The organism is Rossellomorea orangium (genome assembly GCF_019334305.1).
Classification (GTDB): Bacteria; Bacillota; Bacilli; order Bacillales; family Bacillaceae_B; genus Rossellomorea.
The window spans coordinates 254863-275257 of record NZ_JAHWGH010000017.1 but is presented as its reverse complement, the minus strand read 5'-3'; the positions used below and the strand labels follow the sequence as shown (position 1 = coordinate 275257).

21 protein-coding genes and 1 riboswitch are annotated in these 20395 nt (G+C 42.1%); of the genes, 19 read left to right on the top strand and 2 right to left on the bottom strand.

Annotated elements, in window-relative coordinates; translation table 11 throughout:
* The first annotated feature begins 274 nt into the window (after positions 1-274).
* Positions 275-646 (top strand): GNAT family N-acetyltransferase, encoded by a 372-nt coding sequence (locus KYJ26_RS16140; protein WP_219168396.1) that lies wholly within the window; start codon positions 275-277, stop codon positions 644-646.
* Between the two features lie 16 nt (positions 647-662).
* Here the strand turns inward: KYJ26_RS16140 and KYJ26_RS16135 are convergent, their stop codons facing one another.
* The gene (locus KYJ26_RS16135) at positions 663-1193 is read right to left on the bottom strand and encodes a DUF309 domain-containing protein (protein ID WP_219168395.1); all 531 of its coding nucleotides are present in this window, start codon (positions 1191-1193) and stop codon (positions 663-665) included.
* A 132-nt stretch (positions 1194-1325) separates the two neighbouring features.
* Between KYJ26_RS16135 and KYJ26_RS16130 the strand changes: the two genes are divergently transcribed.
* From KYJ26_RS16130 to KYJ26_RS16055, 16 genes are all read left to right on the top strand, one after another.
* Entirely contained in the window at positions 1326-2123 is a 798-nt protein-coding gene (locus KYJ26_RS16130) for a segregation/condensation protein A (RefSeq protein ID WP_219168394.1), read from the top strand.
* Complete coding sequence (gene scpB, locus KYJ26_RS16125; protein WP_219168393.1) at positions 2110-2703, top strand: SMC-Scp complex subunit ScpB; 594 nt, start codon at positions 2110-2112, stop codon at positions 2701-2703. The genes KYJ26_RS16130 and scpB overlap by 14 nt, the downstream gene beginning before the upstream one ends.
* 113 nt (positions 2704-2816) lie before the next feature.
* Positions 2817-3308 carry a DUF3907 family protein gene (locus KYJ26_RS16120; protein WP_219168392.1) on the top strand — a complete coding sequence of 164 codons (492 nt, stop codon included), beginning with the start codon at positions 2817-2819 and terminating at the stop codon, positions 3306-3308.
* Between the two features lie 155 nt (positions 3309-3463).
* The gene (locus KYJ26_RS16115) at positions 3464-4630 is read left to right on the top strand and encodes a D-alanyl-D-alanine carboxypeptidase family protein (protein WP_219168391.1); all 1167 of its coding nucleotides are present in this window, start codon (positions 3464-3466) and stop codon (positions 4628-4630) included.
* Positions 4623-5216 (top strand): nucleoside recognition domain-containing protein, encoded by a 594-nt coding sequence (locus KYJ26_RS16110; protein WP_219168390.1) that lies wholly within the window; start codon positions 4623-4625, stop codon positions 5214-5216. Before KYJ26_RS16115 ends, KYJ26_RS16110 begins: the two co-directional genes overlap by 8 nt.
* Positions 5217-5744 (top strand): spore maturation protein, encoded by a 528-nt coding sequence (locus KYJ26_RS16105; protein ID WP_219168389.1) that lies wholly within the window; start codon positions 5217-5219, stop codon positions 5742-5744. It begins immediately after the preceding gene.
* Between the two features lie 261 nt (positions 5745-6005).
* Entirely contained in the window at positions 6006-6737 is a 732-nt protein-coding gene (locus KYJ26_RS16100; RefSeq protein WP_219168388.1) for a pseudouridine synthase, read from the top strand.
* Positions 6738-6985: 248 nt separating this feature from the next.
* Positions 6986-7516: a thiol-disulfide oxidoreductase ResA gene (gene resA, locus KYJ26_RS16095; protein WP_219168387.1), complete on the top strand. Its 531-nt coding sequence runs from the start codon at positions 6986-6988 to the stop codon at positions 7514-7516.
* Positions 7517-7547: 31 nt separating this feature from the next.
* Positions 7548-9218: a cytochrome c biogenesis protein ResB gene (gene resB, locus KYJ26_RS16090; RefSeq protein WP_219168386.1), complete on the top strand. Its 1671-nt coding sequence runs from the start codon at positions 7548-7550 to the stop codon at positions 9216-9218.
* Positions 9199-10374: a c-type cytochrome biogenesis protein CcsB gene (gene ccsB / locus KYJ26_RS16085; RefSeq protein WP_219168619.1), complete on the top strand. Its 1176-nt coding sequence runs from the start codon at positions 9199-9201 to the stop codon at positions 10372-10374. Before resB ends, ccsB begins: the two co-directional genes overlap by 20 nt.
* A gap of 120 nt (positions 10375-10494) precedes the next feature.
* Complete coding sequence (locus KYJ26_RS16080) at positions 10495-11211, top strand: response regulator transcription factor (protein ID WP_219168385.1); 717 nt, start codon at positions 10495-10497, stop codon at positions 11209-11211.
* Positions 11208-12971, top strand: a complete 1764-nt coding sequence (locus KYJ26_RS16075) for an ATP-binding protein (RefSeq protein ID WP_219168384.1) — start codon at positions 11208-11210, stop codon at positions 12969-12971. Before KYJ26_RS16080 ends, KYJ26_RS16075 begins: the two co-directional genes overlap by 4 nt.
* A 499-nt stretch (positions 12972-13470) precedes the next feature.
* Positions 13471-14025: an RNA polymerase sigma factor SigX gene (gene sigX / locus KYJ26_RS16070; protein ID WP_219168383.1), complete on the top strand. Its 555-nt coding sequence runs from the start codon at positions 13471-13473 to the stop codon at positions 14023-14025.
* Positions 13997-15217: a hypothetical protein gene (locus tag KYJ26_RS16065; protein WP_219168382.1), complete on the top strand. Its 1221-nt coding sequence runs from the start codon at positions 13997-13999 to the stop codon at positions 15215-15217. Before sigX ends, KYJ26_RS16065 begins: the two co-directional genes overlap by 29 nt.
* Before the next feature lie 229 nt (positions 15218-15446).
* A complete protein-coding gene (locus KYJ26_RS16060; RefSeq protein WP_257475083.1) occupies positions 15447-16334 on the top strand; it encodes a peptidoglycan DD-metalloendopeptidase family protein in 888 nt (295 codons plus the stop codon).
* A gap of 112 nt (positions 16335-16446) precedes the next feature.
* Positions 16447-16580, top strand: a riboswitch (FMN riboswitch).
* A 154-nt stretch (positions 16581-16734) separates the two neighbouring features.
* A complete protein-coding gene (locus tag KYJ26_RS16055) occupies positions 16735-17304 on the top strand; it encodes an ECF transporter S component (RefSeq protein ID WP_219168381.1) in 570 nt (189 codons plus the stop codon).
* A gap of 104 nt (positions 17305-17408) precedes the next feature.
* Here KYJ26_RS16055 and KYJ26_RS16050 read toward each other — a convergent pair whose 3' ends face one another.
* Positions 17409-17657 (bottom strand): ferredoxin, encoded by a 249-nt coding sequence (locus tag KYJ26_RS16050; protein WP_138775684.1) that lies wholly within the window; start codon positions 17655-17657, stop codon positions 17409-17411.
* A gap of 223 nt (positions 17658-17880) precedes the next feature.
* Here KYJ26_RS16050 and KYJ26_RS16045 point away from each other — a divergent pair, with 223 nt between their 5' ends.
* Both KYJ26_RS16045 and KYJ26_RS16040 read left to right on the top strand, forming a co-directional pair.
* Positions 17881-18945: a YpbB family protein gene (locus KYJ26_RS16045; protein WP_219168380.1), complete on the top strand. Its 1065-nt coding sequence runs from the start codon at positions 17881-17883 to the stop codon at positions 18943-18945.
* Positions 18923-20395 (top strand): RecQ family ATP-dependent DNA helicase, encoded by a 1473-nt coding sequence (locus KYJ26_RS16040; protein WP_219168379.1) that lies wholly within the window; start codon positions 18923-18925, stop codon positions 20393-20395. Before KYJ26_RS16045 ends, KYJ26_RS16040 begins: the two co-directional genes overlap by 23 nt.

Genomic DNA, 20395 nt, shown 5'->3' with positions numbered 1-20395 from the left:
TTTACTATACAATAACAATGACATTAGTGAATAGGGTCAACAAAGGAGTCAGTCATGAAGATCAGTAATAGAGGATTATTCTTGCTATTAATCATTGCCGGTCTCGGGTGGGGCGTCATCTACTGGATGTTCATTGCCGGGAACTGATTGGTTTGATTTGCTTAATAAAAGTAAATTTAGTAAGATAAATAAACGTTCATATCAATTAAATTTCTAGTTTTTGTCTAAAATAGGAAATAAATAGATTAGACATAAAACATAACGAGGGGTTAATATGTTAATTCGGTATAAAAAGGCGTTTGAAAAGATTGCTATGGGATTATTATCTTTTATGCCAAATGAAAAGGATTTGAAGAAGCTTCAACAAACGATGAAGCAATACGAAACTGAAGATAATTGGCAGCTCTTTTTATGGAAAGAAGAGGACATAGTAGGATTGATCGGAGTTTACAAAACAGAAAGTACATTAGAAATTCAACATATATCAGTCAATCCATCACACCGTCACGAAGGCATCGGGAAGTCGATGGTGAAACATCTGAGGGAGATGCATTCCGAGCTCGAAGTGAAACCAAATTCAGAAACCGCTTCATTTTTTGAGAAATGTGAAGAGATGGATCCTTTAGAAGTGAATCACGAGGATTGATCTAGTGGCAGACCGCCTATAAGGGTGGTCTGCCACTTTTTTTTCTCAAGGCATTTTCCCGTTCCAAGATGACTTCAGAACGGTCTCTGAGGGAATGACGGTGAACGAGACCGGTATTGGACAGGTCACTCGGTGAGCACCAGGTGTATCCGTTATCCATGCATCTGGCTTGAACCTGATCTACCAGTGAATCATCGGTTAATGGGATGACGATGCTTTGATAAGGTTGATCCAGTTTGATTTGGTGAATGGTATCAACAAGCATATCGTGAAGATGATGGGAATGAATCCCGAGCTTATTCAGTTCTTCTTGGTTCCATTGTATATTCTGGGCTGCTTTCTTGAATGTTCGCTCCGCTCCTGTCAGATTCCCCCTTCTGTAATGATAGAAACCGACTGCGACTTGGATCAATCCCACCCAATGTGAAGTCCTGTTCTTAGGATCTGCATCCTTCCAATGTTCTTCCAATATTTCATGGCACTCAAAATAATCACGATTTCCATGGAAATACATCAGGAAATCGATAAAGGCTTTTGGATAAACCATAAGATCCCTCCATTAGGTGTAAGGTAGTTAAATTGTAGCATAAACCATCGTCAAAACGACAGGGAGGCCCATAATTGCAAAACTTTCTATTGGAGAATAGGGGTCTTTCTACTATACTATTAAGTAGCTATCATGAAAGATTGTAATGAGAAATTTGGTGATAAAGTGGAATACAATGTGAAGATTGACGCTTTTGAAGGTCCACTGGATCTTCTTTTGCATCTGATTAATTCGTTGGAAATTGATATATATGATATTCCTATGGCTCAGATTACCGAGCAATATATGTTATATGTACATACGATGAAAAACCTGCAACTGGATGTGGCTAGTGAATACTTAGTAATGGCGGCTACATTGCTTGCTATCAAGAGTAAAATGCTACTACCAAAACATGATGAAGGCATGTTGAACGATGAGATTGAATTTGAAGAGGAAGATCCACGTGATGAACTGGTGGAACGTTTGATCGAGTATCGTAAATTTAAGGAAGCAGCCAATGAACTGAAGCACCGTGAAGAAGAACGCGGTCAGGTGTATACGAAGCCTCCGAGTGACCTTTCTGAATTCAGCGAGGCGGTGGATTTAAAGAACACAGAAGTTCAGGTATCCTTATACGATATGCTTGGGGCTTTTCATAAATTATTAAGAAGGAAAAAGCTTCAACGGCCCGTGCAAACAAGAATTACCAGACAGGAAATATCCATTGAGAAGAGGATGAATGACATTCTGGAGAATTTGCGGAACCTTAAACAACGTACATCCTTTACCAGTCTTTTCCCTACTGATAACAAAGAGCATCTCGTCGTTACATTCCTTGCTGTGTTGGAATTGATGAAGCGGAAGCAAATCATCGTCAATCAGGAAAAAAACTTCACGGAAATATTTGTGGAAGCAGGAGAGGAGGCAGGACTTGTTGAACAGTATTAATTGGAAAGGGATCCTGGAAAGCCTGCTCTTTGCAGCAGGGGATGAAGGTCTATCACTGAAGCAGGTCTGTTCAGTGCTTGAGATTGAAGAACAAAGAGCGATGGGCATCCTTGAAGACTTGAAGCAAGATTATGAGAACGATGCCGACAGAGGCATTTATATCATAGAAATAGCAGGGACATTTCAACTGGTGACAAAGAAGAGCAATGCTGATTACTTAAAGAAATTGGTGGAGTCACCTCATGTAAGCTTCCTTTCCCAGGCAGCTCTTGAAACCCTGGCGATCATTGCGTATAAACAACCGATCACAAGGATGGAAATCGAACAAATAAGAGGTGTGAAGACAGAGCGGCCCATTCAGACCCTTACATCAAAAGGACTTGTCAAGGAAGTGGGAAGAGCGGAAGGAACCGGCCGGGCATACCTATTTGGAACTACCAAGGAATTCCTCGACTATTTCGGTCTGAAAAGCATTGAGGAGCTTCCCCCCCTCCCTGAGAATATTCAAGACGAATTCGCTCAGGACGAAGCCGATCTCTTCTTTGAGAAATTTCAGGAGACACTGGAATCAAACGAATAAGCACAATATGAAAAGGCAGGACTCTTTAAAGAAGGATAAAGTCCTGCCTATTATTTTGAATAGTGAATTCTGAACTTTCTAAAAAATCCCTGGTGTTAGGTGGAGGAGAATGGATGAACGAGTTTATGATGGGAACCCAGGTTCAGAGAATACACAGCTTTCTTGAAGAAGTGATCATTCAATTAGAGGAGTATTTAAATTCCGTTACCATTCACACGCTGCTTAAAGAGAAACCGGGGGACAGAGTATATTACGAAGGGCTTTTTTCGAATCTGAGAAGACTGGTAGTGTATTGTGAAGAGGGGCTGGATGCCTCTGCGTCTGTATTACAACATGATTCATTTAAGATGTACCTTGCTGAGAAGGTCCTCTATAAAATCTATCATAAATGTATTATCGAATATTACTCCCCGCGTTATAATCTGTGGTTCGAGGATCTTCGTACCTCTTATCCGGAAGAGAGTGTCATTCGGTTCAGGCAGGAGCCTCCAGACTGCTTTGCTGAATTGCTGCGAAATGTTGAAGGAGACTTTCATGGAGCGAGGGAGGATCTGGCCGAATTTGAGACAGAATACCGACATCGCCGATTATCTTCGAAAGGCTAAAACACAGCGTTGCTGTGTTTTTTGTTTTGCTCAACTTTCCTGAAGACTTAAGTAACGACTACATATGAAATGGCCCCATTGCTTTCAAGATTTCACTCATATTACCCCTTGTCCTCTCATAAACTTGTACAAACACGTTAGATTTAAAGGAGTAGATGGCTGTGAATCGAAAAAGAGCGAAATTTTACATATATCATTTCCTGATATTCACAATTCTTTTCGTTACTGTTTCGAGTAGGATTCAGGCTGCACCTTCTGTGAGTTCACAAAGGGCGATCTTAATGGATCAGGAAACAGGAAGGATCCTGTATGAAAAGGATGCTCATACGAAAAGCCGAATTGCAAGCATCACCAAGATCATGACAGCCGTCCTTGCTGTCGAGTCCGGAAAGATGGATCAGGTAGTGACCGTCTCCCAGAATGCAGCAGGTACCGAAGGCTCATCCCTTTACTTGAAAGCAGGGGAGAAAATCAAACTTGAAGACCTAGTGTACGGGCTTATGCTAAGGTCGGGGAATGATGCAGCCGTTGCCATCGCTGAATTTGTGGGAGGGAGTCTGGACGGGTTCGTGTATATGATGAATGAAAAGGCGACTGAAATCGGTATGGAGAATACTCATTTCTCGAACCCCCATGGTCTTGACGATCATGAGGATCACTATTCCACTGCGTATGATATGGCAGTCCTGACAAGATATTCAATGAAGAACGATGTGTATAAGGAAATTGCAGGAACGAAAGTCCATACAGCACCCAACCCAGACGAGAAGTGGGACCGGAAGTGGAAGAACAAAAATAGATTACTGACGGAATTATATAAGTTTAGCACAGGGGGGAAAACGGGTTATACGAAACTCGCAAAAAGGACACTCGTGTCAACAGCCACCAAAGATGGGGAGGATTTAATTGCCGTGACATTGAATGGGCCGGATGACTGGAATGATCACATCTCAATGTTCGAATACGGATTTAAGCAATACGATTACAAGATTGTCTTGGAAAAAGGAAAAATTGAAAAAATGGATGATGAAGTATATAAAGGCCATGCTTACCTGAAACGGGAATCTGTGCTGTCATTGACGGATGAGGAAGTGGATGACGTAAAAGTTGAATACAAGATGTTGAAGCCGAAGCAGGAATGGCTTAAGAATCAACATGTGCCAGATGTAGTCGGAAAGGCCGTGGTATATCTAGGGGACAAGGAAGTGGATACTCTTCCCATTTTCTATCAAACATCAGTAAAAGAAAATGATAAAAAGAGCTGGTGGAAATTCTGGGCGTATTCATTTGAAGCCATCACAGGGGTCCGGGACAATGGTTAACATCATATGGGTAGGCATGACCATTATTGGATTGGTTTTCGCGGTGATAAATGGGAAAATGTCTGAAGTGAACGAGGCCATTTTCTCGTCGGCAAATGAAGCGGTCACCCTTTGTATTGGCTTGGTCAGTGTTTTAGTGTTCTGGTTGGGCATAATGAGAATCGCTCAGGAAGCCGGTTTACTTGATAAACTGGCCAAAATGTTCAGGCCACTCGTAACAAGACTTTTTCCAGAGGTACCTGAAAACCACCCCGCCATGGGCTATATCCTATCGAATATGATGGCAAATATGTTTGGCCTGGGAAATGCAGCAACCCCACTCGGAATCAAGGCCATGGAGCAACTGAAAGAATTGAATGGAGGCAGGGACTTTGCGAGCAGGTCGATGATTACGTTTCTCGCAATCAATACATCAAGCATTACCATCATTCCGACCACGGTGATTGCAATCCGAATGAAATATGATTCTGTGTCACCTACTGAAATTGTGGGTCCGACCCTTATTGCTACAATTTTATCCACGCTTGGTGCAATACTGATCGACCGTTATTTCCACTATAGGCGTACCCGTCGAGAGGTGAAATAGATGCAATGGATCACGACAATCTCATTATGGCTGATCCCTATTATGATTGGCTTTATATTAATCTACGGGACAATCAAAAAGGTACCTACGTATGAAGTGTTCGTTGATGGTGGGAAAGAAGGAATAAAAATAGCGGTATCCATCATTCCCTTTCTGATCGGAATGCTTGTTGCCATTACGATCTTTCGTGAGTCGGGAGCCCTTGAATTTTTCGTGGGCCTCATGCGCCCGGCATTGCTTGCACTGGGAATTCCGCCGGAGATCGTTCCACTTGCCATCATCAGACCAATTTCCGGAACAGCTGCTCTTGGCATGATGAGTGATATGATTGCAACATACGGTCCGGATTCCTTCATCGGAAGACTCGCTTCAACCTTACAAGGCAGTACAGATACAACACTATACGTATTGACCGTATATTTCGGGGCGGTCGGAATCAGAAAAATGGGCGATGCCCTAAAAGTGGGTCTCTTAGCTGACCTAGTAGGAATCGCTGCCGCCATCTTCATCGTCACCATCATGTTCTAAAGGATTTGGAAAGGTTCTATCAGAAAAGAATGCCTGGCCAGAGGAATGCAAACACCTGGACGGGAAATCAACCGCCACTCGCTACATCCAAAAGCAACAATGTTTACGAAAACAGCCATCTGAAAAAGTAAAGTAGAAGTATCAAGGCATAAAGGAATCGACTAAAAAGGTCGATTTTCCTTTATGCCTTTCTATTTTGCCTGGATTGTGTAATAATTCATGAGTACAAATGTATTGAAAATGATAATGAGGTGAAAGACCGTGGAACGATTACAAAAGGTTATTGCTCACAGTGGAGTGGCATCCCGACGTAAAGCAGAGCAATTAATAATAGAAGGCAAAGTGAAAGTCAACGGAAAAGTAGTGAAAGAACTTGGCACAAAGGTATCAAACTCTGACCGAGTGGAAGTAACAGGAATCCAGATCGAGAGAGAGAACAAAGTATATTATATGCTTTATAAGCCAAGGGGGGTCATCTCCGCCGTGACAGATGATAAAGATCGTCAGGTTGTAACGGACTTCTTCCCGGAAATAGAGGAAAGGATCTATCCGGTAGGCAGACTGGATTATGAAACCTCCGGAATTCTGCTGTTAACCAATGATGGTGACTTTGCCAATGCCCTTATGCACCCCAGCAATGAGATAGAAAAGACCTATGTCGCAAGATTAAAAGGAATCCCGCCCAAATTCAAGATCCGTGAACTGGAAAAAGGGATCAAACTGGAGGATGGAATGACCGCCCCTGCAAAAGTGAAGGTACTGAGTATCGATAAAAAGCAAGAAAAATCGATAGTTGAAATCACTATCCATGAAGGGAGAAACCGTCAGGTACGCCGGATGTTCGAAGCCCTGGGATACCCTGTCCAAAAATTGAAAAGGGAAAGATACGCATTCCTGACGCTTCATGGATTAAATGCTGGAGAAGGCAGAGAATTGACACCGCATGAAGTGAAGCAATTAAGAACATTGGCAGAGACGGGAAGCATTCGATAAAGGAAAGTGTCACATATCCTTCATATAATTAACTCTACCGTTATAGTGATAAATGATATAATGAGAAAGGAATTTTACCCATAAAGTCATGGGGATATTTCTCTGCTTATTATGAGGATATGAAACAGTACATTTTGGCAGGGACTGATCTCATAAGGGAATCTTATGATTTCAGGCCCTTTGCTACTGTAAAGAGAGAAAAATTTCTCCTTTCTTGAGAACGATTTCACTATGGGAGGCACACGTAAATGAATAAGAAAAAGCGCAGATTACTCATTCGGACCATTATTCTCATTGTGCTGACTTCTGCAGTTGCATATACTCTTTATGCAAACTTCACGAAGGACGAAAGAGGAATGTTAAAAGCTGGCGACAAGGCACCTGATTTTGTCCTTACGGATATGGATGGGAATACACACCGACTTTCCGATTACAAGGGGCAGGGAGTCTTCTTGAATTTCTGGGGAACATGGTGCAAACCGTGTGAAAGAGAAATGCCTTATATGAATAATCAGTATAAGAAATATCAGAAGCAGGGTGTACAGATACTAGCTGTAAATGTGGGGGAATCCGATTTTCTCATAAACCGTTTCGTTTCAAAACACGGACTGGAATTCCCTATTTTAGTAGACAAAGAAGAGGAAGTGCAGAATACATACGGAATCGATCCACTTCCCACGACGTTCCTGATTAACCCGCAGGGGGAAATTGTAAAGATCATCACCGGTACGATGACCGAAGAAGATATCATCGAAGATTTAGAGAGCATCAAGCCGTAAGGCAGTTTAACTTGAAATAAGGAGTTTTTACATGAAAGAGATTAAGTGTGTATGCGGTCATGTGAATCCAAACGGCACGGTTCTTTGTGAATCCTGTGGACGGGCTCTAACGGAAGAAGCAAAGAATGAAAAGCTCCATGACATGCGTTATGAGGGGAGTGCAAGACGTTCCCAAACGTATAATAAATCGATTATAGATAAGATTTGGAACTTTTTTTCTTCTGTAAAAGTAGGAGTGTGGTTAATTGTTGTCACACTTATCGCTTCTGCTGTGGGAACCATATTACCACAGGAACAGTATATTCCAAATGGTCAGCCTGCAGATGAATATTATGGGGATGTATATGGATTCTTCGGGGATTTATACTATACTCTCGGTTTCCATGATTTGTATAGTTCATGGTGGTATCTGCTACTGATTGCATCAATCGGGGTGTCCCTGGTCATTTGTAGTTTGGACCGTGTGATTCCACTGTATCGGGCCTTGAAGAACCAACGAGTAGCAAGACATGTCGGTTTCTTGAAACGCCAAAGAATATACGGAAAAACCGATAGAGTAGAATTCAGTGATCCTGTCAACCAAATAAAAGAAAAGTTGACCCAGAAGAAATATAAGATCCGGGAAGAGGATGGCAATATCCTTGCAGAGAAGAATCGTTTCTCTAGATGGGGCCCATATGTGAACCACATAGGTCTTATCATTTTCCTTTTTGGAGGTATGCTTCGATTCGTTCCGGGGATGTATATCGATGAAACGGTATGGATCCGAGAAGGTGAAACGAGGGCCGTCCCTGGTACGGATCAGGAATATTACTTAGAAAACAAGGGTTTTACACTAGAAACGTATGACAAAGATAAAGATAAAGAAGTGTTCGGGGAAGCGATAGACAAGAATGGGACCATCGCTAAGAATTTCCAGTCCGATGTCGTCCTGTATAAAGAGTCGGGTGATCGTCTGCCTGGCCAAAAGGCTGAACGAACGAAAGAGCAGGAGGATTCCATTAAGGTAAACCATCCTCTGAAATTCGGGAATTTTGCCGTGTATCAGACAAGCTATAAATTAGATGAGTTCAAATCCATGTCTTTCACTTTGGATAATAAAAAGTCGGGAGAAAGCTTCGGGGAATTCACCGTCGATTTATTTGATCCTAAGGATGCGTACACATTCGAGGATGGTTATAAAGCAGAACTCATGGGATATTATCCGGATTTCTCAGGATTTAATGAGCAGGGGGAACCGCAAACAAAGTCCCCGCTCCCAAATAATCCGGCTTTCCTCTTTAAATTATTCTCACCTGAAAAGCCTGACGGTGAAATCAGTTTTGTAGGGATCCGAAAAAATCTCGAGCCCCTGGGGGAAAATGATTATAAGCTGTCATTTGCCGGTGTTGAGACGAGAGATGTATCCGCTTTAACTGTGCATAAAGATCTTACACTTTGGATTTTGGCTCTCGGAGGAGCGATCTTCATGATTGGGGTTATTCAAGGAGCCTATTGGCACCATAGAAGAATCTGGATCAGGCGCGACGGGGATGGAGTCATCATAGCCGGTCATACGAATAAAAACTGGCACGGTTTAAAAAATGAAATCAGATTTGTGTTGGAAGGTACAGGGATCAAGGAGCCTGAAGACCAACAACAAAAGGATGAAGTAAGGAGGAATGAGGATGTCAACGACAGCAATGGCGGAGTGGAGCAGTAATTTACTCTACGTATCCTTCATAATGTATTTAATTGCTACGTTGTTTTTTGGGGGAAGCATCCGTCAGAAAAATACAACGGAAACAAACCAAAAGAAATGGGGCTTTATCGGGATTGTCTTAACCCTTGTGGGATTTGCTTCTCAGTTAGGGTACTTCTTTCTGAGATGGGGAGCATCTGGACACGCCCCTGTCAGTAATTTATTTGAATTTACTACCTTTTTCGGAATGATGCTTGTCGGGGCATTCATCATTCTTTACTTTATGTATAAGACGACGATACTTGGTGTCATTGCACTTCCGTTCGCCCTGTTGGTGATCGCTTATGCCAGTATGTTTCCTAAAGATATCAGCCCACTAATCCCTGCGCTTCAAAGTGATTGGCTGAAGATCCATGTAACCACCGTTTCAGCCGGTGAAGCGATTCTTTCCATCAGCTTCGTTGCCGGACTCATCTATTTATTGAAATCCGTTCAACATACAAAGGGAAGCAAGCAATCATTCTGGCTTGAAACCGTGATGTATTCATTGGTTGTCGTATTGGGGTTTGTTGTCGCTTCAACGACTTTCACGCTTTCCAATTACGAAGCTGACTTTCAATATGTAAATCAACAGGGAGAAGAAGCTGTTGCTGAATATACCCTTCCGGCCCTTGTTGGTCCGAATGAAGGGCAATCGATGACAGACGGTGTAATGAAGCCGCTAGTCGAAATGCCCGCTCTTATTAATGCCAAGAAGTTAAATACGGTCATTTGGTCATTTATGATCGGAACAGCACTGTATCTAATTCTGCGTTTGATCTTCAGAAAGCGGATTGCTGCTAAGATGCAGCCTCTTGTGAAGAATGTGAACCTTGATTTAATGGACGAAATTGGTTACCGTTCCGTATTGATCGGGTTTCCTGTTTTCACACTAGGTGGACTCATCTTTGCCATGATCTGGGCACAGATTGCCTGGACCCGTTTCTGGGGATGGGATCCCAAAGAGGTATGGGCTTTGATTACATTTTTATTCTATGCAGCTTTCCTTCACCTGCGCCTTTCAAAAGGGTGGCATGGTGAAAAGTCAGCATGGCTTGCCGTAGTGGGGGTTGCGATCATTCTATTCAACCTTATAGCCGTTAATCTTATCATTGCGGGATTACATTCATATGCCTGATCAATCGTAACGACTGGAAGGAGCTGATGATCACGAGAATTGTATTCTCTTTGAGTCAGCTTCTTTTTTCATATAAAATATAGGATAATATGGTTAATTATACAAAGGGGGATGAAACCCATGGAGGAAAACATTCGCATCTTAGTTGTGGATGACGAAGATCGTATCCGAAGACTATTAAAAATGTATCTGGAAAGAGAAAACTATGAAATCGATGAAGCAGAAAATGGAGAAATCGCGTTGGAAATGGCTCTTGAGCAAAATTACGATTGCATCCTTTTGGATATCATGATGCCTGGCATGGACGGGATCGAAGTGTGTCAGCACCTTCGTGAAAGTAAGGCAACCCCTGTCATCATGCTTACGGCCAAGGGGGAGGAAGTGAATAGAGTACAAGGGTTCGAAGTTGGGACGGACGATTATATCGTGAAACCTTTTTCTCCACGCGAAGTGGTGCTGAGGGTGAAAGCCTTATTGCGAAGGTCTGCGAAATCCAGCTTCATCCAAAGTGATACAAAGGCTAAGGACCTTATCGTATATCCCCATCTGACGATTGACAATGACGCCCACCGTGTAACGGCGGATGGGATGGATGTTAACTTGACTCCTAAAGAATATGAGCTTCTATATTTTCTTGCGAAAGCACCGGATAAAGTATTCGATCGTGAGCATCTTTTGAAGGAAGTGTGGCACTACGAGTTCTTCGGTGATCTGAGAACGGTCGATACCCATGTAAAACGATTAAGGGAAAAGTTGAACAAAGTCTCTGAAATGGCAGCGAAAATGATCGTGACCGTATGGGGAGTGGGCTATAAATTCGAGGTAACAAATGAATGAGGCTCTGGCGTAGCGTTGTAGGGAAACTTTGGCTCACCATCCTGTTGTTGGTTTCATTTGTACTCTTCATACTAACCATCTTATTACTGGAATTCTTTCAGAATTATCATGTGGATGTGGTAGAGAAAGAGCTAACCCATACAGCAGAAAAAGTGGCAAGGGTCATTGAGAATCATAATGATCTGACGCTTGGAATGGAATTGGGAAAAGAAATCATCGATGAACCCGTGAATATCATCATATCATTGGATCGAAATGAATCTCTCTATTCACAGGATTCGACTGCTTTTCAAAAGAAAATTCATAATTATATATCGAAGGATAGCGAACTTCAATCTGTAAAAACAAAGGAAATCACTTTAAAAAAAGAGGTTGAACTGTCCAAGGAGTCCTCCAATCGGTACGAGAATGTCATCATTGTCGGGACTCCTCTCCATATTAACGGGAAAGATGGAGCTGTTTATCTCTATCAGTCACTGGGGGTAATTAAAGATACGACTAGACAGACCACCAAGCTGATCCTCCTTGCAGCAGGCATTGCCATCATCCTTACCACCATCTTTGCATTCTTCCTCTCTACCCGTATCACTGCGCCGCTGAGAAAAATGAGAGAAGCGGCATTTGAGGTAGCTAAAGGGAAATTCGATACCAAGGTCCCGATTTTGACGAAGGATGAAATCGGTGAACTTGCCACAGGCTTCAATCAGATGGGAAGGCAATTGAAGTTTCACATCAATGCGCTCAGTCAGGAAAAAGAGCAGCTCTCATCCATTCTAAGCAGTATGGCTGATGGGGTCATCACCTTTAATCGGGACGGCACCATCCTGATCACGAATCCTCCTGCAGACCGATTTCTGCAACACTGGTATTATGAACAAAGTGAAGAGAGCGAAGAGGCGATTCCTACGACAGTAAGAGAATTATTGCAGAGTGTGGTCGTAACGGAAATGGAACAAACCGGCGAACTAAGTCTTCAGGGTCGTTCTTATGTGGTGATTGTAAGTCCCCTATACAATAACAATACTATCAGGGGCGCAGTTGCTGTGGTTCGTGATATGACAGAGGAACGGCGATTGGATAAGCTCCGTAAGGACTTTATCGCAAACGTTTCCCATGAGCTTCGCACCCCTATCTCCATGCTGCAAGGGTATAGTGAAGCGATTGTGGATGATATTGCAGGATCGGAAGAAGAAAAAAAGGAAATTGCACGTATCATCTATGATGAATCTCTCCGCATGGGGAGGTTGGTGAATGATCTCCTCGATCTTGCCCGCATGGAAGCGGGACATATTACATTAAATAAAGACGTAATAGCGGTCATGCCTTTCACAGAGAGGGTGACAAACAAGTTTATCGGGTTGGCTAAAGAAAAGAAGGTATCCATCTACTTTGAAAGTGATGTGGAAATCAACAAAGAAATCCATATGGATCCGGATCGAATCGAACAAGTATTAACAAATCTCATCGATAATGCGTTGAGGCACACACCGACAGGAGGGGAAGTGACGGTTTCCCTGACGGAAAAGAAAGGTGGATACCTGTTTCATGTTAGAGACACCGGTTCCGGTATACCTGAAGAGGATCTTCCTTTTGTATTCGAACGTTTCTATAAGGCCGACAAGGCAAGAACAAGAGGTAAGTCCGGGACGGGTCTCGGCCTTGCGATTGCAAAGAATATCATAGAAGCCCATAAAGGTCATATTCAGGTTCAAAGCAAAGTGGATCAGGGGACAGCTTTCACCTTCTTTCTCCCTGTTTAGCCAAGAATCGATGATGTCCATAGAAACATGGCGATTTTTCTTGTTACATGGGAAACATTCTTTATTTTTTACCCATCGATAGGGAAGGTTGTTGAAATAAGGTTAAAGAGGCTGGGATAAGAGGGATTCAGTCGAAGGAAAATCCGAACGAGTGATTTGATGAAAATCTAACTCGTTCGGATTTTTAAATTTTAGTGCTGAAATTTAAGGCATGTATTTAGCAGGTTCTAGCTGTTGATTGGAGTGCAAGACGAAGACTTCCGCGCGAGGAAAGCGTAGTCTTGCACGGAATCGGGCAGCGGTGTAACACGCGATCTAAAAAAACTTCATAGGCATTGTTCGTCCTTTAGAGTGTATGGATTTAGGTTATGTCCCTACCTCTTTTGATCTAAGGATCGGTTAATATAGGTCTTTCCTTTTCAACCAAAAAATACTATATTGATAGTGTGTAACTTTTTTACATAGGGAACGACTAATAAAATGACGGGGAGGGAATCAAGTGGACTCCGTTTTCGAGAGATTATATTCAAGCTATCATCAGGATGTATTTCAATTCCTCATATACATGGTACAGAATAAACAGCAGGCTGAAGACTTAGTACAGGAAGTCTATATTCGGGTGCTTAAATCCCATAAGAATTTTGAGGGGAAAAGCTCCGAGAAAACGTGGCTTTTTTCCATTGCGAAAAATGTGGCCATTGACCATTTCAGAAAACAGAGAAACTGGAAAAACCGTATTCTCGATAAATTTGACTGGAGTCGAAACGAAGTGACAGACGATGGGGCTCTTCCGGAAGAAATCGCTGTTTCCAATGAGGAAGTTCAAGCTCTCTATGAGTGCTTGAAGCTTTGCTCAACAGATTTCCGAATGGTGATCATCATGCGGTACTTGCAGGAACTTTCCATCATCGAAACCTCTGAGGTGCTCGGATGGTCGGAAAGCAAAGTGAAGACGACCCAGCATAGGGCCATCAAATGGTTAAGAATCGAGATGGATCAACGACTCCCAAAGGAGGAAAGAGACATTGAAGAAGTCAGAATGGAAAGATCGTGATATTGAGGAGCTTATCAATAAACTTCCCAAAATCAAAGATGATCGAACCTCTCAATATATTCACGCACGTATGGAGCGGCAAAACAAGAAGAGAAATGCTTCATTCAAACGGTTCATACCTGCAGTCGCTGCACTTGCAGCTATATTTATAATGGTCCTGCTGGCTCCTACCGTTCTAAACCAACTAACGGAAACGAGCATGGAAAAATCCGAATCGAGTACCGCGGATTCTTCAGGAAGCTCAGAAGAAAAAATCGAAATCACTCCACAAAAGAAGGAATCAGATATTCCTCCTGCATCTAGCGAAGATCAGAAAGTGGCCATCATGAAAGATGAGCAAACAGAAAATAGCGAAGTAACGGTGTCGGAGAACTTGAAAGAACCTGAAAAAAGGCTTTCACTTTATGAAGAAGACCTTAAGGGAAAGGAATTCTATTCCTTTGGACTGGTCTCTCCTGATGCAGTACCGATACCTGTGTCGATTGTAGACGTTCCGGAAGAAGACTGGTTAACCCGTCATGAGCAACTTGCGGAAAAGCTGCCTGAAACAGATTGGGGACTGGAAGACTACCTTCCTTTAGAAGGAAAGTTCACCATGGATAACAACAAAGTTGTCTTCACTCTCAATGCTGATCATCCTTACAGTGGAAGCAGTGCAGTCGAATATGCTTTTTATCATTCTCTTCAGTATTCATTCCAACATAAGGGAATAGAGGAGATTATTCTGAAAGATTCCGACGGTACAGTACCCCAATTCAGTTCCACTGGCGAATTCTCAACGATCGATTTGAATGAGGAAGTCCATACGGCTTACTATTCGTATTCACCAAATGGCAGGGATCGCTTCCTTGTACCAGATAATATCAACAGGGGTGGCATCAAGGCGTCCATGGAAGCAATGAAAAATGAAGAAACTGGCCTTTTTCAGAGTGTCATTCCAGAAGGTATCAATTTTAATGTAACAGAAGGAGCGGAATGGGTGACCGTCAGCTTCTTGAACGAGTTGGATTTGGATACATTTGATGAACAAACCGCGCTGGAAATGATTGAAGGGATATTATTAACGAGCAGAAGCTCAGGATTTGAGAAGGTGCAGTTTGAGAATGTCAAACAGGAAAGCTGGAACGGTTTCAACTTTGGTGAACCTATAGAGACACCGATCAGTCCAAATAAAAAGAACATAGATAATTAAAGGTAGAACGACCAGGAGTGGAGAGTCATCCGCATCTGGTCGTTTTAATTTGACACGGAGCAGGGGAATATTCAGCGCATAAATAGCCATACTACCCGAAGGAAAATGAATTGTATATGGTTTTGTAATTTGGCAGTGATATATGCATGTTATGAGTGGTAAAAGGTTAGAATGGTGTAATACATAGAAATCGAAGGTGGGCCAGTCAAAACTATTAAGGAGGACAAGCATGATTTTCGATTATGCAAGTAGGCTTTTCGTCGTTTTTATCTTGTCAGTATGTGTAAGCGTCATGTTCTTAACCGGGAAAGAGGCTGTGGCAGAAGGGGATGAGGTAACAAAGGATACCGAATCCTGGATATTTCCAGTGGAAGGGACGATTACAGATTCATTTGGTACAAGAGATGGTACACATAAGGGTATGGACATCGGAGGAGAGATAGGATCCCCCGTCTATTCTGTAGGGAAAGGGACAGTGAGTAAGTCTTATCTTTCTAAAAGTTATGGTCATGTTGTGTTCATCAGACATGAAAACGGATATGAAACAGTCTATGCTCACCTTGAGAGCAGATTGGTGGACGAAAATCAGCAAGTGGCCCAAGGAGCACAGCTAGGCACCTTAGGGGATACGGGAAGATCGACCGGTGCCCATCTCCACTTCGAAATTCATAAGGGGGAATGGACAATCGATAAGGAAAATGCCATCGATCCCTATCGTGTATTTGGAAACGGTGAAGTCGGTCAACTGGTCTTTGCGAAAGAAAAGGACCCCTTCCGGACGGTGGATGTAGCCGGTACTCCTAAAGTAATTCTGAATGAAGATGTGCATGTGCATACCGTTCATAAAGGAGAAACCCTCTGGGGGATATCTCAAACGTACGCCGTGTCAATAGAAGAGATCATGTCAGAAAACGCATTAAAGAACACCGATATAGGAATCAACCAGATTCTGAAGATACCGGCAGCGTCCCAAAATGGTCGGTACGTTGTAAAGAAGGGGGATACATTATCTTCCATTTCCCTGGCTCAGGGAGTCGATATTGATGAACTGGTTCAAAAGAATGATCTGGATTTGCATGCAGCCATTTACCCTAAACAAGTTCTAAAGGTGCAATGACCATTCCATAGGTCCTTTACATAAAGATATGTTGATATAGTTCGAATTCGAGCTTTTTATCTTCACATTCTCCTTCACATTATGTATAATGTAAATGTACAATAAAATAAAGATTCGTCTTCGGGGCAGGGTGAAATTCCCTACCGGCGGTGATGAAACAGTTGTTTCTAAGCCCGCGAGCCTTTAGGGGCAGGATTTGGTGTGATTCCAAAGCCGACAGTATAGTCTGGATGGGAGAAGATGAAGGTTTATGCCAGGACGTTTAGAAATGGGAAGCTGAACGTTTATTAGGGTATGCCTTTCATTCTCTTAGATAGAAGTATCTAGGAGTTTTTTAATGCTACCCTTTGGTCGGAACCATCTTCGAAATGAGATGAATCTCCTAAAGGAGAGAGAGTTTATGAAAAAAATGAATACACGCATGTTTGTCACAGTTGGTATGTTAAGTGCCATTTCGTATGTGTTAATGTTGTTCAACTTCCCAATACCACCATTTCCAAAATTCTTAATGGTCGATTTCAGTGATGTACCTGCTTTAATTGCGACGGTTACATTAGGCCCGCTTGCTGGAATATTGGTGGAACTATTTAAAAACGTGATTGATTATGTCATGACTGGAAGCGATACAGGTGTTCCGATTGGTCATGCAGCTAACTTTATAGCGGGAGTGCTCCTTATTCTTCCGACCTATTATATCTATTCACGTTCCCAATCAAAAAAAGGCTTGTTGATTGGATTAATTACAGGAACAGTCGTAATGAGTATAAGCATGGGGATATTAAATTATTTTGTGTTCCTTCCTGCTTATAAATACTTCATGAATTTTGAGCTTCCTGCTGAAATCATCATTACGGGAATCGTTCCATTCAACATCCTGAAAGGGATTTTGATAACTACTGTTTTCACCTTACTGTTCGTCCGCCTTCAAGGCTGGTTGTCAAGACAAGTGGCCTTTAACAAAGCGGCATAGTGATCATATAAAATGAACCCTTCAACTATAGTTGAAGGGTTTTTATTTTGTAGAACCCCAAAAGAAAAGGCTAAGGGAATATTCCTCCTTAGCCTTCATCCCTGCTATTCAAATTTAAGTGCATCTCCATCGAACGGTTCTTCAGAAATTTTAATGGAATCTGTCGGACAGCCTTCGAATGCATCGACCATATCATCTTCCAATACGTCAGGAACTTCGACCGTCCCCTGGTTATCATCTAATGTTACAAATGCAATACCTTCATCATCATAGTCGTAAATATCTGGAGCGGCAGCCCCACATGCTCCACATGCAATGCATGTATCCTTGTCAACGATCGTATATTTTGGCAAAGAAAAAACCTCCCGAAAAAATAATTCTATATAATTCATCATTATACACAATGTCAATTTGTGAAAAATCACTTAATGTTTATTTTATAGAGGATTGAATGACTTTTCAATAGTTAGGTGCTCTCTTTTTATTTTTATCCTATATAAGAAAAACAAAACATGGTGAAAAGCCAAATTCATGGTACAATATTTGACAATAACCTACATATTAAGGAGTAGAGAATTGACCTATCTTAATTATGTGATTCTATATTGTTTTATGTCAATCAATGGGGAACGCTCGATTTACTCTGTATACCATATCTTAAAAGGGAAGAAGTCTTCCCAATCGATTCAGGATGCACATATCTTTCACTTACAGCCATTCTTTCTTTCGTTACCAAAGTTGAAACGATCCTTTTTTAATCAGAAGATAAAAGAGCTTGAGAACGCTGGGTGTATTACCCTTGGGAATAGTGATAATGCCCTCGTGACAGAAAAAGGCTTAAAAGACGTAAAAGAACATTTTCAGGATGCTCGATTTCCTTCTGCTATGAACGGGCTCCTCTATGGTGATCAAACCCGTCTGTTTTGGATGAGGCTGAGCCTTCTCGTTCAAGTACTCTCCAATGGTAAGAGGAATGAAACCGTCTATTTCCCTGTTCAACGGAACAGGGTCATCCAGGAGTGGGTAAAGAACTGTATCCGAACCAATCCTGATAATGATAAACTTTCAAGTATTCTTTTTAAGGAGCTCTCAAGCATCTTGCATACCCAAGAAAGTGATCCATCCCTACTTATCTACCGGTTGACGGGATATCAAGACTACGGTTGGACCGAATTGCAGGTGGCAAACATGCTGGAAATGGATAAAGAAGAATTTCGCTTCGAATTCCTTAACCTGCTTCATCGTATGCTGGCGGAAATAGAAAGTGAACCATCAAACTATCCTTTATTATATTCCATCAGCTTGAAAAATGATTCTAGACAAAACTTAACGATATCAACGAGTAAGACCTACGACTTGTATAAGAGGGGCCATTCCCTTGAAGAAATTTCGAGGATCCGAAAATTGAAGCAGAATACCATAGAAGATCATGTCATCGAATTGATCCTTACACAAGAAGATCTGGCCATTGACCCATTCATTACCCGGGAAGATTATGTGAAGGTCCTCGATGTGATGAAAAAAGAAAAAACAAAAAGACTGAAGCCCATTAAAGAAAAGCTACCTCAATTGACTTATTTTCAAATCCGGGTGGCGATTGCGAAGGCAGGTGAGACACGTGAATTTATCACTAGAACTTAAGAAGAGATTCGGTTATTCATCTTTTAGAAAAGGGCAGGAAGATATCATCCGTTCTGTATTAAATCACCGGGATACGCTAGCTATGCTTCCGACGGGCACCGGAAAATCATTGTGTTATCAATTACCAGGGTATCTGCTGGAAGGGCATGTCTTGATTATCTCTCCGTTACTCTCCTTGATGCAGGATCAAGTGGAACAGATGAAAGTGATGGGGGAAAAACGGGTCATCGCACTGAATTCGTTTCTTCCATTTACTGAAAGAAGAACAGCATTGGAACAGTTACACAAGTATAAGTTCATTTTCATTTCTCCTGAAATGGTAATGAACAACAGTGTGTTAACTTCCCTCATGACATTGAAAATTGAACTATTCGTAATTGATGAGGCTCATTGCATTTCCCAATGGGGACCTGATTTTAGGCCGGATTATCTTAAGTTGGGAGAGCTGAAGGGGAAGATCGGGAATCCCACCACCCTGGCATTGACTGCGACCGCCACGGAGGAAGTCAGGGAGGATATTCAAGAAGTCCTTCAAATGGAGCATGCAGTTGAAATGGTCTATTCAGTCGACCGTGGAAATATAGGATTATTTGTCGAGAAGGTTTCCGGTCAAAATGACAAATTGAATAGCCTCTTAGAATATGTGTCGGCCTGGGGTGGTCCCGGAATTGTCTACTTCTCGAGCAAACGAATGGCTGAAGATGTTGCCATCTGGCTATCTGAGAACGGAGTGTCAGGGGTTGCCCACTATCATGGGGGCATGGAACAAGAGGAACGGATTCTTATCCAACAGCAATTTATTTCGGGTAAGCTGAGAATGATATGTGCTACCTCTGCTTTTGGGATGGGCGTAAATAAAGAGGACATCCGGTTCGTGATTCATTTTCATTTCCCGTCAAGCATAGAAGCGTTTTTACAAGAAATCGGGAGGGCTGGCCGTGATGGCAATAATAGTGTTTCTGTCGTTCTATACTCTGAACAGGATCTATCTTTGCCATTGCAGCTTATCCAAAGTGAACTACCTGAAGATGATCAAATTCATGGGTTTGTAGAAGGATGGACCAAGGGACATAGCAAAGACTTAATCGAACAGCTGCAGCTGACCGATGTGCAGTACCGGTTTCTTACTTATTATACAGAAGAATTGACCAGTGGGCGGGGTCATAACCAAGATAGATTACTAGAAAAAGTGAAACAAATACGGAACAATCGTTTACAATACAAAAAGGAGAAGCTTAACATCATGGTCCACTGGCTACAGGACGGGACATGCAGAAGACAGAAGCTCCTACATTATTTCAATGAAAGACATGAAGAGGAGAATCCATTCTGCTGTGATGTATGCGGTTATTCACCAAAAGAATTTAAGAGTGAATCCATCACGTTGAATTCACAAGATCAGGAACCTGCCAATTGGGAAAAAAGGTTAGAAAAATTACTATTAGGATAA

What these genes read in the sequence shown, in the direction of transcription:
- KYJ26_RS16140 (WP_219168396.1), top strand. Translation starts at nt 275, where the DNA reads ATGTTAATTCGGTATAAAAAGGCGTTTGAAAAGATTGCTATGGGATTA.
- KYJ26_RS16135 (WP_219168395.1), bottom strand. Translation starts at nt 1,193, where the DNA reads ATGGTTTATCCAAAAGCCTTTATCGATTTCCTGATGTATTTCCATGGA.
- KYJ26_RS16130 (WP_219168394.1), top strand. Translation starts at nt 1,326, where the DNA reads ATGAAAGATTGTAATGAGAAATTTGGTGATAAAGTGGAATACAATGTG.
- KYJ26_RS16120 (WP_219168392.1), top strand. Translation starts at nt 2,817, where the DNA reads ATGAACGAGTTTATGATGGGAACCCAGGTTCAGAGAATACACAGCTTT.
- KYJ26_RS16115 (WP_219168391.1), top strand. Translation starts at nt 3,464, where the DNA reads ATGGCTGTGAATCGAAAAAGAGCGAAATTTTACATATATCATTTCCTG.
- KYJ26_RS16110 (WP_219168390.1), top strand. Translation starts at nt 4,623, where the DNA reads ATGGTTAACATCATATGGGTAGGCATGACCATTATTGGATTGGTTTTC.
- KYJ26_RS16105 (WP_219168389.1), top strand. Translation starts at nt 5,217, where the DNA reads ATGCAATGGATCACGACAATCTCATTATGGCTGATCCCTATTATGATT.
- resA (WP_219168387.1), top strand. Translation starts at nt 6,986, where the DNA reads ATGAATAAGAAAAAGCGCAGATTACTCATTCGGACCATTATTCTCATT.
- resB (WP_219168386.1), top strand. Translation starts at nt 7,548, where the DNA reads ATGAAAGAGATTAAGTGTGTATGCGGTCATGTGAATCCAAACGGCACG.
- ccsB (WP_219168619.1), top strand. Translation starts at nt 9,199, where the DNA reads ATGGCGGAGTGGAGCAGTAATTTACTCTACGTATCCTTCATAATGTAT.
- KYJ26_RS16080 (WP_219168385.1), top strand. Translation starts at nt 10,495, where the DNA reads ATGGAGGAAAACATTCGCATCTTAGTTGTGGATGACGAAGATCGTATC.
- KYJ26_RS16075 (WP_219168384.1), top strand. Translation starts at nt 11,208, where the DNA reads ATGAGGCTCTGGCGTAGCGTTGTAGGGAAACTTTGGCTCACCATCCTG.
- KYJ26_RS16060 (WP_257475083.1), top strand. Translation starts at nt 15,447, where the DNA reads ATGATTTTCGATTATGCAAGTAGGCTTTTCGTCGTTTTTATCTTGTCA.
- KYJ26_RS16055 (WP_219168381.1), top strand. Translation starts at nt 16,735, where the DNA reads ATGAAAAAAATGAATACACGCATGTTTGTCACAGTTGGTATGTTAAGT.